Here is a 14,222-nt window from a genome sequence, read left to right on the forward strand (position 1 = left end):
GCTGCCCCGGCGCACGCCTGGCCTCACGGTGCCGCGGGGGCGGCCGGCGACTGCTGCGGCATCGCCGGCCGCCTCCGGCGGCGCCCGAAGGGCACGGCGGCCAGTGCCGCCGCACAGGTCACCGCCCCGGACACCACGAAGCAGAGCCCCAGCGGCAGCCGGCCCACCAGGGCCCCCACCGCCGCCGAACCGGCCGAACCGCCCGCGTTGACCGCCATGTTGACCCAGGCTCCGGCCCGGGTGCGCATGCCCGGCGGTACCGACTCGTCCGCGAGCAGATACGCCGTCGTCAGCACCGGGGCGATGAACAGGCCCGCGCAGACCACGGTCACGGTCAGGAAGGCCAGGCCGGAGGCCAGTCCCGCCACGGCCAGCGCCAGCCCGGGGGCCATGGCGAGCAGCGGCAGCCGGACGCGGGCGCTCGTGCGCCAGTCCACCGCCCCGTTCACCAGCCCGCCGAGGGCGCTGCCCGCGGACAGCGCCGCCAGCACCCAGGCCGCGGCGTCGTCGCCGTAGCGCCGCTCCTCGGCGAAGGCCAGGACCAGCAGCTCGAGGGCGCCGACCGCGAGTCCCACTCCGGCGGCCACGAGCACCGGCGCCGCCGGCACCCGCCCCGGCCGCGGCCCTCCCGTGGGACGTTCCGGCTCCCCGGCGTCGGGGTGCGCGCCGCCCACCGCCGGGGACGAGACGAAGGCGACGGTCCCGGCCGCCTGCAGCAGCGCGCCGAGCGCCACCGCAGCCGCCGGCGGAGCCCAGCGCACCACCGCGCCCACCAGCAGCGGTCCGGACACGAACAGCAGCTCCTCGGCCACCCCGTCAAGGCCGTACGCACGCCTCAGCAGCCGCGGGTCGTCGACGAGTTCGCTCCACACGGCCCGCATGGTGGGGCCCAGAGGAGGCGGGAAGGCGCCGGCGGCGACCGCGAGGCCACCCAGCAGCAGCGGCGGCGCGCCGGGCCGCAGACTCGCGGCGGCGAACGCCGCCAGCAGCCCCGAATGGATCAGCGCCATCGGTACCAGGGCCCGCCGCGGTCCGTAGCGGTCGACGAGAGCCGCCCGTGGCGGCGAAAGGAGGACCGTCATGGCCCCGAAGAGCGCCATGACGGTACCGGCCAGGGCGTAGGACCCGGTCGCCCGGGCCAGCGACAGCATGACGGCCAGGGGCACCGTCCCGTACGACAGCCGGCCGGCCAGTGCGGCGGCGAAAGTGCGGCGGGCATACAGGACACGCAGAACGGCGGCATAGGAAGGCCGCGCGGAAGAGGGCGCAGACACAGGAATTCCTCGGCATGAGGCATGGACGGGACGCCTGAGTGCCGCGACGCGTCACGGCCGACTGCCGTACGCCGATCGCGGGCCGGGGCGGGTCCTATGCCAAGAGGAGGAACACGTGGATCAAGGTATCAGCGGGTGCCGGAGCGGGCCACGGGATTTCCGGCCCCCGGGACCCCGGCACGGGCGCGGCCCGTACGGGTTTGCGATACGGGCGCGGCCCGTGCGGGTCCCGGCACGGGCACGACCCGCACGAGCCCACGGCACGGACGCGACCCGCACGAGCCCACCGCACGGGCACGGCCCGTGCGGGTCCCGGTACGGGCGCGGGGCCGTCAGCCGTTCGTCAGCCCCGCCACCAGTTCGTCCGAGGCCCGGTAGGGGTCGAGCTCGCCCGCCACGATGCGCTCGGCCAGCGCGCTCAGCCGGCGGTCGCCGTGGAGATCGCCGATCCGCTCCCGCAGGGCCGTCACCGCGATCGTCTCGACCTCGTGGGCGGCGCGGGCCAGCCGGCGCTCCGCCAGCACGCCCCGCTCCTCCATCCACGCCCGGTGCTTCTCCAGCGCCTCCACGACCTCGTCGACGCCCTCGCCGCGCGCCGCGACCGTCTTCACGATCGGTGGGCGCCAGTCGCCCGGAGCCCGCGCCTCCCCGAGCCCCAGCATGTGGTTCAGCTCGCGCGCGGTCGCGTCCGCGCCGTCGCGGTCGGCCTTGTTGACCACGTAGACATCACCGATCTCCAGGATGCCCGCCTTCGCGGCCTGGATGCCGTCGCCCATCCCGGGGGCGAGCAGCACGACCGAGGTGTCCGCCTGGGAGGCGATCTCCACCTCCGACTGGCCCACGCCCACCGTCTCCACCAGGATCACGTCGCAGCCCGCCGCGTCCAGCACCCGGATCGCCTGCGGGGCCGCCCAGGCGAGGCCCCCCAGGTGGCCGCGCGTGGCCATGGACCGGATGTACACGCCGGGGTCGGAGGCGTGCTCCGACATCCGGACCCGGTCGCCGAGCAGCGCGCCGCCCGAGAAGGGCGAGGACGGGTCCACGGCGAGCACGCCGACCCGCTTGCCCTGCTTGCGGTACGCCGTCACGAGCGCCGACGTGGACGTGGACTTGCCGACGCCCGGGGAGCCGGTGAGACCCACGACATAGGCGTTGCCCGTCAGCGGGGCCAGTGTCGCCATGACCTCCCTGAGCTGCGGGGACGCCCCCTCCACCAGGGAGATCAGCCGGGCCACGGCGCGCGGCCGGCCTTCCCTGGCCTGGGCCACCAGCGAGGAGACGTCCTGCATCACAGCTCCGTTCACGTGCTCGCGTAAAGAGGTCGGATCGAGTGCGCTCAGGCCTTGGGTACCCGCACGATCAGCGCGTCACCCTGACCGCCGCCACCGCACAGCGCGGCGGCGCCGACGCCTCCGCCGCGGCGCTTCAGCTCCAGGGCGAGGTGGAGGACGATCCGGGCGCCGGACATGCCGATCGGGTGACCCAGGGCAATGGCACCGCCATGGACGTTCACCTTTTCGGCGGAAACTCCCAGGTCCTTCATTGACTGCACGGCAACCGCCGCGAACGCCTCGTTGATCTCGATCAGGTCGAGGTCCGAGACCTCCAGCCCCTCCTTCTTCAGCGCGTGCATGATCGCGTTCGACGGCTGCGACTGGAGCGAGTTGTCCGGGCCCGCCACATTGCCGTGGGCGCCGATCTCGGCGATCCACTCCAGGCCCAGCTCCTGCGCCTTGGCCTTGCTCATCACGACCACGGCCGCCGCGCCGTCCGAGATCTGCGAGGAGGAGCCGGCCGTGATGGTGCCGTCCTTGCTGAAGGCCGGGCGCAGCTTCGCCAGCGTCTCCGCCGTCGTTTCGCCGCGGATGCCCTCGTCCTTGCTGAAGACGACGGGCTCGCCCTTGCGCTGCGGCACCTCCACCGGGGTGATCTCGGCCTCGAAGATGCCGTTCTTCTGGGCGGCCGCGGCCCGCTGGTGGGACAGGGCGGCGATCTCGTCCTGCTCCTTGCGGCCGATGCCCAGACGGGTGTTGTGACGCTCGGTGGACTCGCCCATGGCGACGCCCTCGAAGGAGTCGGTCAGGCCGTCGTGGGCCATGGCGTCGAGCATCTGGACGGCGCCGTACTTGAAACCCTCGCGGGAGTTCGGCAGCAGATGGGGGGCGTTGGTCATGGACTCCTGGCCGCCCGCGACGATCACGTCGAACTCACCCGCGCGGATCAGCTGGTCGGCGAGCGCGATCGCGTCCAGACCCGACAGGCACACCTTGTTGATCGTCAGGGCCGGGACGTTCATCGGGATGCCCGCCTTGACCGCGGCCTGACGCGCCGGGATCTGCCCCGCCCCGGCCTGGAGCACCTGCCCCATGATCACGTACTGCACCTGGTCGCCGCCGATCCCCGCACGGTCGAGGGCGGCCTTGATGGCGAAGCCGCCGAGGTCGGCTCCGGAGAAGGACTTCAGCGAGCCGAGCAGCCGCCCCATCGGGGTGCGGGCACCCGCGACGATGACGGAGGTCGTGCTGTTGGTTCCAGACATGAGCGGCGATCCCCTTCCGGCCTGCACAGGCCGAGGAGTGAACGAGGGTTTACTTCGAATGTACTGAGGGGTAGTGCACCCCGTCATCGGGCCGTCAGTGTGATCGCGCGCACGTTGCGTAACCACGCCCGGAGCGCTGCACTGATTCCATGCTGACGCGAATCGACCACATCGGGATCGCCTGTTTCGACCTGGAGAAGACCGTCGAGTTCTACACCTCGACGTACGGCTTCACCGTGTTCCACACCGAGGTCAACGAAGAGCAGGGCGTGCGTGAGGCCATGCTCAAGATCAACAACACGGACGACGGCGGCGCCTCCTACCTCCAGCTGCTGGAACCCGTCCGCGAGGACTCCACCGTGGCGAAGTGGCTGGCCAAGAACGGCGAGGGCGTGCACCACATCGCCTTCGGTACGGCGGATGTCGACGGGGACTCCGAGGCCATCAGGGACAAGGGCGTACGCGTTCTGTACGAGGAGCCGCGCCGTGGTTCCATGGGGTCGCGGATCACCTTCCTGCACCCCAAGGACTGCCATGGTGTGCTGACAGAACTCGTCACATCGGCGGCTGTTGAGTCACCTGAGCACTGACTCCCGTACATAAGGGCCGGTAGGGTTGGGGGCGGTCGCCGCTCCACCAGGGCGACCGTGTCCCTCCGTGAGCGGCGGGACACGTGACCGGGGTCCGGGTTTCGGGGGACGAGCGTCGGGGCAGCAGCCCATGCTCCGCCGTTGATCTGACACCATTCCCCGGGGGCCCCGTTCGGCGGATGGACGGAGCTCGTTTGGAGAGACTTGCGACCAGGGGACGGATGGGACCGCGCAGTGCGGGGCTACGAACGCCAGGAGCGAGAGCCGGCGGCTGACGTCGACCACCTCTCTCGGTTCGAGGCCGAGATGGAGCGGCTGAAGACCGAGCGGGAAAAGGCGATCCAGCACGCCGAGGACCTCGGCTACCAGGTCGAGGTGCTGCGCGCCAAGCTGCACGAGGCGCGGCGCACGCTCATGACCCGTCCCGCCTACGACGGGGCCGACATCGGCTACCAGGCCGAGCAGATGCTCCGTACGGCGCAGATGCAGGCGGACCAGCTGCGCGCGGACGCCGAGCGGGAGCTGAGCCAGGCCCGCGCGCAGACCCAGCGCATCCTCCAGGAGCACGCCGAGCAGGCCGCCCGCCTCCAGGCCGAGCTGCACGCGGAGGCCGTCGCCCGCCGCCAGCAGCTGGACCAGGAGCTCGCCGAGCGCCGGGCCACCGTCGAGTCGCACGTCAACGAGAACGTCGCCTGGGCCGAGCAGCTGCGCGCCCGCTCCGAGTCGCAGGCCCGCCGGCTGGTCGAGGAGTCCCGCGCCGAGGCCGAACAGGCGCTCGCCGCCGCCCGCGCGGAGGCCGAGCGGCTCACCGCCGAGGCCCGGCAGCGCCTCCAGAGCGACGCCGAGGCCGCCCGCGCCGAGGCCGACCAGCTCCTGCGCCGGGCCCGCGCGGACGCCGAGCGGCTGCTGAACGCCGCGTCGACCCAGGCCCAGGAGGCCACCGACCACGCCGAGCAGCTGCGCTCCTCCACCGCGAGCGAGTCCGACGCCGCCCGTCGTCAGGCGTCGGAGCTGAGCCGGGCCGCCGAGCAGCGGATGGCCGAGGCCGAGGCGGCGCTGCGCGAGGCGCGCGCCGAGGCCGACAAGGTCGTCGCCGAGGCGAGGGAGGCCGCCGCCAAGGCGCTCGCCAACGCCGAGTCGGCCAACGAGCAGCGCACCCGCACCGCCAAGGAACAGGTCGCCCGCCTGGTCGGCGAGGCCACCAAGGAGGCGGAGTCCACCAAGGCCGAGGCCGAGCAGGTGGTCGCCGACGCGCGCGCCGAGGCCGAGAAGATCGTCGCCGAGGCCGCCGAGAAGGCCCGCAGCATCACCGCCGAGGAGACCGCCTCCCAGCTCGCCAAGACCGCCCGCACGGCCGAGGACGTCCTCACCAAGGCGTCGGAGGACGCCAAGGCGACCACCAAGGCCGCCACCGAGGAGGCCGAGCGGATCCGCCGGGAGGCCGAGACCGAGGCGGACCGGCTGCGCGCCGAGGCGCACGACATCGCCGAGCAGCTCAAGGGCGCGGCGAAGGACGACACCAAGGAGTACCGGGCCAAGACCGTCGAGCTTCAGGAGGAGGCCCGGCGGTTGCGCGGCGAGGCCGAGCAGCTGCGCTCCGAGGCGGTCGCCGAGGGCGAGCGGATCCGCGCCGAGGCCCGGCGGGAGGCCGTCCAGCAGATCGAGGAGGCGGCCAAGACCGCCGAGGAGCTGCTCGCCAAGGCGAAGGCCGACGCGGACGAGCTGCGCCAGACCGCCACCAGCGACAGCGAGAAGGTGCGCACCGAGGCCATCGAGCGCGCCTCGACGCTGCGCCGCCAGGCCGAGGAGACCCTGGAGCGCACCCGCAAGGAGGCCGAGACCCAGCGCGCCGAGGCCGTCGAGCTGGCGGACGCGATCAAGGAGGAGGCCGAGCGGGCGGCCCGCGCCCTGCGCGAGGAGGCCGAACGGGCCGTCGAGGCCCGCCGGACGGAGGCCGCCGAGGAGCTGACCCGTCTGCAGGCCGAGGCCGAGCAGCGGCTCGTCTCCGCCGAGCAGGCGCTCGCCGACGCACGGGCGGAGGCCGAGCGGATCCGCCGCGAGTCGGTCGAGGAGGCCGACCGGCTGCGCACGGAGGCCGCCGAGCGCATTCGTACGCTCCAGACGCAGGCCGAGGCCGAGGCCGACCGGCTGCGCACGGAGGCCGCCGCCGACGCGTCCGCCTCCCGCGCGGAGGGCGAGGCCATCGCCGTCCGGCTGCGCACGGACGCCGCGGCCGAGGCCGAGCGGCTGAAGTCGGAGGCGCAGGACACCGCCGACCGGGTGCGGGCCGAGGCCCAGGCCGCCGCCGAGCGGCTGGCCGTCGAGGCCACGGAGACGCTCGCCGCCGCACAGGAGGAGGCCGTCCGGCGCCGGCGCGAGGCCGAGGAGCTGCTCGGCTCCGCGCGCCAGGAGGCCGACCAGGAGCGCGAGCGGGCCCGTGAGCAGAGCGAGGAACTGCTCGCCGTGGCACGCTCCCGGGTCGAGGAGGCCCAGGCCGAGGCCGTACGCCTGGTGGAGGAGGCGGACCGGCGCGCCACCGAGATGGTGTCGGCCGCCGAGCTCCACGCCCAGCAGGTGCGGGACTCCGTGGCCGGGCTGCACGAGCAGGCCCAGGAGGAGATCACCGGGCTGCGCTCGGCCGCCGAGCACGCGGCGGAGCGTACGCGCACCGAGGCGCAGGAGGAGGCCGACCGGGTCCGCGCCGACGCCTACGCGGAGCGGGAGCGGGCCTCCGAGGACGCGAGCCGCATCCGCCGGGAGGCCGCCGAGGAGACCGAGGCCGCCAAGGCGCTGGCCGAGCGGACGGTCACGGAGGCGATCGCCGAAGCCGAGCGGGTCCGTTCCGACGCCGCCGAACACGCCCAGCGCGTGCGGACGGAGGCCTCGGACACCATCGCGACCGCGGATCAGGACGCGGCACGCACGCGTGCGGAGGCGCGCGAGGACGCGAACCGGATCCGTTCGGACGCGGCCGCGCAGGCGGACACCCTCGTCAACGAGGCGACGGCGGAGGCCGAACGGCTGGCCGCCGAGACCGCCGCCGAGGCCGAGCGGGTCCGGGCCGAGTCCGTGGCCAAGGCCGACGCGCTGCTCTCGGAGGCCACCGACGAGGCGGAGCGGCTGCGCGCCGAGGCCGCCGAGACGGTCGGATCCGCGCAGGCGCACGCCGAGCGCATCCGCAGCGAGTCCGAGCGGCTCAAGGCCGACGCGGAGGCGGAGGCCGAGCGGGTCACCACGGCCGCGCGCGAGGAGGCCGAGCGCACCCTGGACGAGGCCCGCAAGGAGGCCAACAAGCGGCGTTCCGAGGCTGCCGAGCAGGTGGACAAGCTCATCTCGGAGACCGCGGCCGAGGCCGACAAGCTGCTCACGGAGTCCCAGCAGACCGCGCACAAGACGACGGCGGACGCCGAGGCGCAGGCCGACACGATGGTGGGGGCCGCGCGCCAGGAGGCCGAGCGCCTGGTCGCCGAGGCGACGGTCGAGGGCAACTCGCTGGTGGAGCGGGCCCGGTCGGACGCGGACGAACTCCTCGTCGGCGCTCGGCGGGACGCGACCGCGATCCGGGAGCGCGCGGAGGAGCTGCGCCGGCGGATCACGGCGGAGATCGAGGAGCTGCACGAGCGGGCCCGGCGCGAGTCCGCCGAGGCGATGAAGTCGACGGGCGAGCGGTGCGACGCGCTGGTCAAGGCCGCCGAGGAACAGCTGGAGAAGGCCAGGGCACAGGCCAAGGAGACCATCTCGGAGGCCAATTCCGAGGCGGGCAAGGTCCGTATCGCCGCGGTCAAGAAGGCCGAGGGCCTGCTGAAGGAGGCCGAGCAGAAGAAGGCGACGCTGGTCTCCGAGGCCGAGCAGATCAAGGCCGAGGCCATCCGCGAGGCCCGCAAGGCGGTCGAGGAGGGCAAGCGGGAGCTGGAGATCCTGGTGCGCCGGCGCGAGGACATCAACGCGGAGATCTCCCGGGTCCAGGACGTCCTGGAGGCGCTGGAGTCCTTCGAGGCCCCGTCCGGCGGGAAGGACGGAGGTGTCAAGGCGGGCGCGGCCGTGGGGGCGCCCCGTTCGAGTGGCAAGGGCTCGGACGGCTAGCAAGTAGTGAGGATTCTGTGCTTGTCGGGCGTTTCACGCAGGTCCTGGCAAGCCCTCAGACAGTTAGCCACCCGAAAGGAGTGTCATTCTCCAGATCAAACACGCATCCGCTCGATGACACACCGCTTCGGCCCCTAGGATTCCCCTATCACCTCACCGGTCTCATTCGACAGGAACCCCATGAGCGACACTTCCCCCTACGGCTTCGAGCTTGTGCGGCGTGGGTACGACCGCGCTCAGGTGGACGAACGGATCTCCAAGCTCGTCTCCGACCGTGACAGTGCTCTAGCCCGCATCACCGCTCTGGAAAAGCGCATCGAGGAGCTCCACCTCGAGACGCAGAACGCCCAGGCCCAGGTAAGCGACGCGGAGCCGTCGTACGCGGGTCTCGGCGCGCGCGTCGAGAAGATCCTCCGACTCGCCGAGGAAGAGGCCAAGGACCTGCGCGAGGAGGCCCGCCGCGCCGCCGAGCAGCACCGTGAGCTGGCCGAGTCGGCGGCCCAGCAGGTGCGCAACGACGCGGAATCGTTCGCTGCGGACCGCAAGGCCAAGGCCGAGGACGAGGGCGTCCGCATCGTCGAGAAGGCCAAGAGCGACGCCTCGCAGCTGCGTTCCGAGGCGCAGAAGGACGCGCAGTCCAAGCGCGAGGAGGCGGACGCCCTCTTCGAGGAGACCCGCGCCAAGGCCGCGCAGGCCGCCGCGGACTTCGAGACCAACCTCGCCAAGCGGCGCGAGCAGTCCGAGCGCGACCTGGCCTCCCGTCAGGCGAAGGCCGAGAAGCGCCTGGCGGAGATCGAGCACCGTGCCGAGCAGCTGCGCCTGGAGGCGGAGAAGCTGCGCACGGACGCCGAGCGCCGCGCCCGCCAGACGGTGGAGACGGCCCAGCGCCAGGCCGAGGACATCGTGGCCGACGCGAACGCCAAGGCCGACCGCATCCGCTCGGAATCCGAGCGCGAGCTGGCGGCGCTGACGAACCGTCGCGACTCCATCAACGCCCAGCTCACGAACGTGCGCGAGATGCTCGCGACGCTCACGGGCGCGGCTGTGGCCGCGGCGGGTTCGCCCGCCGAGGACGAGCCGATCTCCCGCGGGGTTCCGGCGCAGCAGTCCCGGTAACGTCCGGCGTCCCGACGTCCGGGAAGCCCCCTGCCACTCCGGTGGCGGGGGGCTTTGTGCCGTTCTAGCGTGACCACATGATCGAGCTCGAGGGGCTGACCAAGCGGTACGGCGGGAAACTGGCGGTCGACGGCCTCACGTTCACCGTCAGACCGGGCCTCGTCACCGGCTTCCTCGGGCCGAACGGCGCCGGGAAGTCCACCACCATGCGGATGGTGCTCGGACTCGACCACCCCACCGCCGGTGACGTCCGCATCGACGGCAGGCACTACGACGAGCTGAAAGATCCGCTGACGTGTGTCGGGGCCGTGCTCGACGCGGGGGACGTGCACGGCGGGCGCAGCGCCTTCAACCATCTGCTGTGCCTCGCGCAGAGCAACGGCATCCCCCTCACCCGCGTGCACGAGGTGCTGGACACCGTCGGCCTGACGTCCGTCGCGCACAAGAAGGCCAAGGGTTTCTCGCTCGGCATGAGCCAGCGCCTCGGCATCGCCGCCGCGCTTCTCGGCGATCCGCGCATCCTGATGTTCGACGAGCCGGCCAACGGACTCGACCCCGAGGGCATCCACTGGATCCGCACCCTGATGAAGTCCCTCGCCGCGCAGGGGCGGACCGTGTTCGTCTCCAGCCATGTCATGAGCGAGATGGCGCTGACCGCCGACCATCTCGTGGTCATCGGTCAGGGCCGGCTGCTCGCCGACACCTCCATGGCCGACTTCATCCGGCAGAACTCCCGGTCGTATGTCCGGATCCGCTCCCCGCAGCGCGAGCGGCTGCTCCACGTGCTGCACGAGGCGGGCATCACGGTCGTCGAGTGCGGCGGCGGCGCGCTGGAGGTGGACGACGGCAAGGCGGAGCTGATCGGCGAGCTGGCCGCCCGCCACCGGATCGTGCTGCACGAACTGAGTCCCCGGCATGCCTCGCTGGAGGAGGCATTCATGCGGTTGACGGCGCAGGCGGTGGAGTACCACGCGCACTCCGATGTCCCCGGCGGCTCCTGGCCGCGGCAGGCCTCGCGCGCCGGGTGGGGCACCGGGTGGGGCGCCGGCCGGCGGAAGGGGGCCTGAGCCGTGACGGCGGTGACCCAGGTCCTGCGCTCGGAGTGGACGAAGATCCGGTCGGTGGCGTCCACGCTGTGGACGCTGTCCCTGGCCCTGGTCGTCACCGTGGTCCTCGGCGTGCTGATCTCGGCCCTGACCCGGAACGAGTTCGACCGGGCGAACCCGGCCGACCGGCTGTTCTTCGACCCGACCTACGTCAGCTTCGCCGGGATGAGCCTCGGTCAGCTCGCGATGATCGTGTTCGGGGTGCTCGTGGTGTCGAACGAGTACAGCACGGGCATGATCCGCACCTCGCTGGCAGCGGTCCCCCGACGCGGCACGTTCCTGTTCGGCAAGATCGCCGTGGCGGCCGCGCTCGCCCTGGTCGTGTCCGTGGTCACCAGCTTCGTCGCCTTCTTCCTCGGGCAGGCGATGCTCGGGCCCTACCGGGCGTCGCTCGGCGATCCCGGCGTTCTGCGCGCGGTCTTCGGCGGCGGGCTCTACATGACGCTCATCGCGGTGTTCTCCATGGGCATCGCCGCGATGCTGCGCTCGCCGATGCTGTCGCTCGGCATCCTGATGCCGTTCTTCTTCCTGATCTCCACCGTCCTGGGGAGCGTCTCGGCGACGAAGAAGGTCGGCCGCTTCCTCCCCGACCAGGCCGGAAGCAGGATCCTGCAGGTCGTGCCGAGCTTCGGCGACGACACCCCGTACGGCCCCTGGGGCGGGCTCGGGATCATGGTGCTGTGGGTGGCCGCGGCGCTGGCCGGGGGGTATGTCCTGCTGAGGCGACGGGACGCCTGAGCGTCCGGTTGTGACCTGCGGGGCTTTACGTTCTCTTGAGTGGAACCGTCAGCGCCCGGATATCCTCCTAACCCTTACGGGGGCAGTGTGGGCCCCGACGTCCTGAACCTTTCGATGGGTGCGGAGCATGATCGAGGCAGTCGGCCTGACGAAGCGCTACGGCGACAAGACGGCCGTGTACAACCTTTCCTTCCAGGTGCGGCCGGGTGCCGTCACCGGCTTCCTCGGGCCGAACGGCTCGGGCAAGTCGACGACCATGCGGATGATCCTCGGCCTGGACAACCCCACCGCCGGGCAGGTGACCATCGGCGGTTACCCGTACCGCAAGCTGCCGAACGCCCCCCGCCAGGTCGGCGCCCTGCTCGACGCCAAGGCCGTGCACGGCGGCCGGTCCGCCCGCAACCATCTGCTGTGCCTGGCGCAGCTGTCGGGCATCCCGGCCCGCCGGGTCGACGAGGTGCTCGGCGTCGTCGGGCTCCAGGACGTGGCCAAGAAGCGGTCCAAGGGCTTCTCCCTCGGTATGGGCCAGCGCCTCGGCATCGCCGCCGCGCTCCTCGGCGACCCCCAGGTGCTGCTGTTCGACGAACCGGTCAACGGCCTCGACCCCGAGGGCATCCTCTGGGTGCGCAACCTGATGAAGGCGCTCGCGGCCGAGGGCCGAACGGTCTTCGTCTCCTCCCACCTGATGAGCGAGATGGCGCTCACCGCGGACCACTTGATCGTGATCGGGCGCGGGCAGCTGCTGGCCGACATGAGCGTCAAGGACTTCATCTCGGCGAACTCCGCCGACTTCGCGCGGGTGCGCACGCCCGACACCGAGTCGCAGCAGCGCGAGAAGCTCACCTCCGCGCTGACCGAGGCGGGCGGGCATGTGCTGCCCGAGCAGGACGGCGCCCTGCGCGTCACCGGGCTGCCGCTGCCGCGCATCAGCGACATCGCGCACGAAGCCGACGTACGTCTGTGGGAGCTGTCTCCGCACCAGGCGTCGCTGGAGGAGGCGTACATGCGGATGACGCAGGCCGCGGTCGACTACCGCTCGACCATCGACCAGAAGGCCGGGCTGATGCAGCCGCTGCCGCCCGGAGTCCAGCCTCCGGTGCCGGTGCCGGGGCAGGGCCAGCCGGGCTGGTACGCCCCGCCGCCGCCCCAGCAGGGCGGTCAGCCGTTCGCGCTGCCCGGACAGCCGCCCGCGGGCCCCTACGGCGGCCCGGGCGCGCCCGGCACGAACGGTGGGCCGAACCCCTACGCGCAGCCGGCCCCGCAGGCGCCGGCTCCGGCCACCTCGCCCGGCCCCGCGGCCGCCCCGCAGGCGCCGGCCGCTCCCGCCGCCCCCGCGCCTGCCCCTGCCCCCACACCCGCCCCTGCCCCTGCCCCTGCTGCCGACCTGACCAAGTCCGAGGACGCCCGATGAGCACGCCCCAGCCCCCGATGCCGCAGGCCGCGCCCGCCTGGCAGGCGGCCCCCGGCTCCGCGTACCCCACCTACACCTCGCCGATCCCCGTGGTGCGCACGCACCTCGGGCACGCCATCTCCTCGGAGTGGACGAAGATCAGGTCGGTGCGCTCCACGATGTGGACGCTGGGCGTATTCCTTCTCCTCGTCGTCGGCATCGGTCTGCTGGTCGCCCTGCTGGTGGCCGCGAAGTCCGGGGACGCGGACCTGTCCGGCGAGAACCCGCTGTCGTTCGGCGTGTTCGGGCTGCTGCTCGGCAGCATCTGCCTCATCACGCTCGGGGTGCTGACCACCGCCTCCGAGTACGGCACCGGCATGATCCGGACCACGATGGTCGCGTGCCCCTCCCGCGGCCGGGTGCTGGCGGCGAAGGCGGTGGTGTTCTTCGCGGTCGCGTTCACGGTGAGCCTGCTCTCCGTCGGCCTCGTGGCCTTCGCCGACGCGGCCCTGCTCGACGGGGCCCGGCAGCCCTCGGGCATGGAGTGGCTGAAGGGCACGTTCGGTATCTCGCTCTACCTCGCGCTGCTCGGGCTGCTGTCGCTCGCCGTCGGCTCGGTCATCCGGCATTCGGCCGGCGCCATCACCATCATGATCGGCCTTGTACTGGCCCCGCTGGTCATCGCGCTGTTCATGTTCTCGGAGTCGCTCGACCGCGTGCGCACGGCCCTGTTCGAGTACTCGATCCCGAACCAGCTCAGCGTCTTCTACTCCAACTCCCTGACCCGGTCGGGCCCGTCCGGCTGGGACCCGCTGTGGATCATGGCGGGGGTGACCGCCGTCGTCTTCGCCGGAGCCTGGCTGCTGCTGGAGCGGCGGGACGTGTAGGCCGCCCGCCCCGGCCTCAGTGCCTCGGCGCGTTACGGGACCGCTGCACCCGCGTGGTGCGGCGGTCCTTCGCGTTCCAGCACGCCCTGTGCCAGTGCCGTCGGTCGTCCACGCCCGCGTACTCGGGCCAGGCCACCACATGCGGGACGCCGGAGGGGATCACCTGGTCGCAACCTGGGCAGCGGTAGGTCTTGCCCTCGGCCGCGGCGCCCGCGACATGGCGCACGCTCCACTCCTCGCCGCCCCAGCTCTCGGTGGTCTGCCGACCGCCGTAGCGGGACCTGTCGTCCTCCTCCGCGCTCCGACCGGACGAGCCTGAGCCCTTGGGGCGGTTGCGACGCGGGGACACGGATCACCTCACGGGCTATACAGGGAGCAGGGGCCGTATCCAGCCTACGCGGCGCGGGTCGGGGTACGCGTACGTCCCCAACCCTGACAGAACCCCCTCCCACCGACTGATTCTGCAGACAATCCGCAAATCTCTCCTCGAGGCCGTGAC

The 14,222-nt window shown here is 72.6% G+C and carries 11 protein-coding genes; 7 read left to right on the forward strand and 4 right to left on the reverse strand.

Features of this window, described 5'->3' with window-relative positions:
- Nucleotides 1-23 precede the first annotated feature (23 nt).
- The 3 genes from LZ604_RS09205 to LZ604_RS09215 form a co-directional block, all read right to left on the reverse strand.
- Nucleotides 24-1,274 carry an MFS transporter gene (locus LZ604_RS09205; protein WP_234514050.1) on the reverse strand — a complete coding sequence of 417 codons (1,251 nt, stop codon included), beginning with the start codon at nt 1,272-1,274 and terminating at the stop codon, nt 24-26.
- Nucleotides 1,275-1,606: 332 nt separating this feature from the next.
- Complete coding sequence (gene meaB / locus LZ604_RS09210; RefSeq protein WP_234514051.1) at nt 1,607-2,563, reverse strand: methylmalonyl Co-A mutase-associated GTPase MeaB; 957 nt, start codon at nt 2,561-2,563, stop codon at nt 1,607-1,609.
- Between the two features lie 47 nt (nt 2,564-2,610).
- A complete protein-coding gene (locus tag LZ604_RS09215; RefSeq protein ID WP_234514052.1) occupies nt 2,611-3,813 on the reverse strand; it encodes an acetyl-CoA C-acetyltransferase in 1,203 nt (400 codons plus the stop codon).
- A gap of 149 nt (nt 3,814-3,962) precedes the next feature.
- Between LZ604_RS09215 and mce the strand changes: the two genes are divergently transcribed.
- The 7 genes from mce (at nt 3,963) to LZ604_RS09250 (ending at nt 13,723) form a co-directional block, all read left to right on the forward strand.
- On the forward strand, nt 3,963-4,403 hold the full coding sequence (mce, locus tag LZ604_RS09220) for a methylmalonyl-CoA epimerase (RefSeq protein ID WP_234514053.1): 441 nt from the start codon (nt 3,963-3,965) through the stop codon (nt 4,401-4,403).
- Between the two features lie 234 nt (nt 4,404-4,637).
- Nucleotides 4,638-8,486, forward strand: coding sequence for a polarized growth protein Scy (scy, locus tag LZ604_RS09225; RefSeq protein ID WP_234514054.1), 3,849 nt, complete (start codon nt 4,638-4,640; stop codon nt 8,484-8,486).
- Nucleotides 8,487-8,666: 180 nt separating this feature from the next.
- A complete protein-coding gene (locus LZ604_RS09230) occupies nt 8,667-9,602 on the forward strand; it encodes a coiled-coil domain-containing protein (RefSeq protein ID WP_234514055.1) in 936 nt (311 codons plus the stop codon).
- 77 nt (nt 9,603-9,679) lie between these two features.
- Complete coding sequence (locus LZ604_RS09235) at nt 9,680-10,669, forward strand: ABC transporter ATP-binding protein (RefSeq protein ID WP_234514056.1); 990 nt, start codon at nt 9,680-9,682, stop codon at nt 10,667-10,669.
- A gap of 3 nt (nt 10,670-10,672) precedes the next feature.
- Nucleotides 10,673-11,446: an ABC transporter permease gene (locus tag LZ604_RS09240; RefSeq protein WP_234514057.1), complete on the forward strand. Its 774-nt coding sequence runs from the start codon at nt 10,673-10,675 to the stop codon at nt 11,444-11,446.
- A 127-nt stretch (nt 11,447-11,573) separates the two neighbouring features.
- Nucleotides 11,574-12,857, forward strand: coding sequence for an ABC transporter ATP-binding protein (locus LZ604_RS09245; protein WP_234514058.1), 1,284 nt, complete (start codon nt 11,574-11,576; stop codon nt 12,855-12,857).
- Nucleotides 12,854-13,723, forward strand: a complete 870-nt coding sequence (locus LZ604_RS09250; protein WP_234514060.1) for an ABC-2 transporter permease family protein — start codon at nt 12,854-12,856, stop codon at nt 13,721-13,723. Before LZ604_RS09245 ends, LZ604_RS09250 begins: the two co-directional genes overlap by 4 nt.
- Before the next feature lie 16 nt (nt 13,724-13,739).
- On the opposite strand, the gene LZ604_RS09255 is transcribed toward LZ604_RS09250, so the two are convergent.
- The gene (locus LZ604_RS09255) at nt 13,740-14,072 is read right to left on the reverse strand and encodes an Rv1322 family protein (protein ID WP_234514062.1); all 333 of its coding nucleotides are present in this window, start codon (nt 14,070-14,072) and stop codon (nt 13,740-13,742) included.
- Nucleotides 14,073-14,222 lie beyond the last annotated feature (150 nt).

The organism is Streptomyces glomeratus, from assembly GCF_021462825.1.
GTDB classification, from domain to species: Bacteria; Actinomycetota; Actinomycetes; order Streptomycetales; family Streptomycetaceae; genus Streptomyces; species Streptomyces glomeratus.

Excerpts from the sequence above, each read along its gene's own strand:
- LZ604_RS09235 (WP_234514056.1), top strand. The coding sequence starts at position 9,680 with ATGATCGAGCTCGAGGGGCTGACCAAGCGGTACGGCGGGAAACTGGCG.
- meaB (WP_234514051.1), bottom strand. The coding sequence starts at position 2,563 with ATGCAGGACGTCTCCTCGCTGGTGGCCCAGGCCAGGGAAGGCCGGCCG.
- LZ604_RS09215 (WP_234514052.1), bottom strand. The coding sequence starts at position 3,813 with ATGTCTGGAACCAACAGCACGACCTCCGTCATCGTCGCGGGTGCCCGC.
- mce (WP_234514053.1), top strand. The coding sequence starts at position 3,963 with ATGCTGACGCGAATCGACCACATCGGGATCGCCTGTTTCGACCTGGAG.
- LZ604_RS09230 (WP_234514055.1), top strand. The coding sequence starts at position 8,667 with ATGAGCGACACTTCCCCCTACGGCTTCGAGCTTGTGCGGCGTGGGTAC.
- LZ604_RS09250 (WP_234514060.1), top strand. The coding sequence starts at position 12,854 with ATGAGCACGCCCCAGCCCCCGATGCCGCAGGCCGCGCCCGCCTGGCAG.
- LZ604_RS09245 (WP_234514058.1), top strand. The coding sequence starts at position 11,574 with ATGATCGAGGCAGTCGGCCTGACGAAGCGCTACGGCGACAAGACGGCC.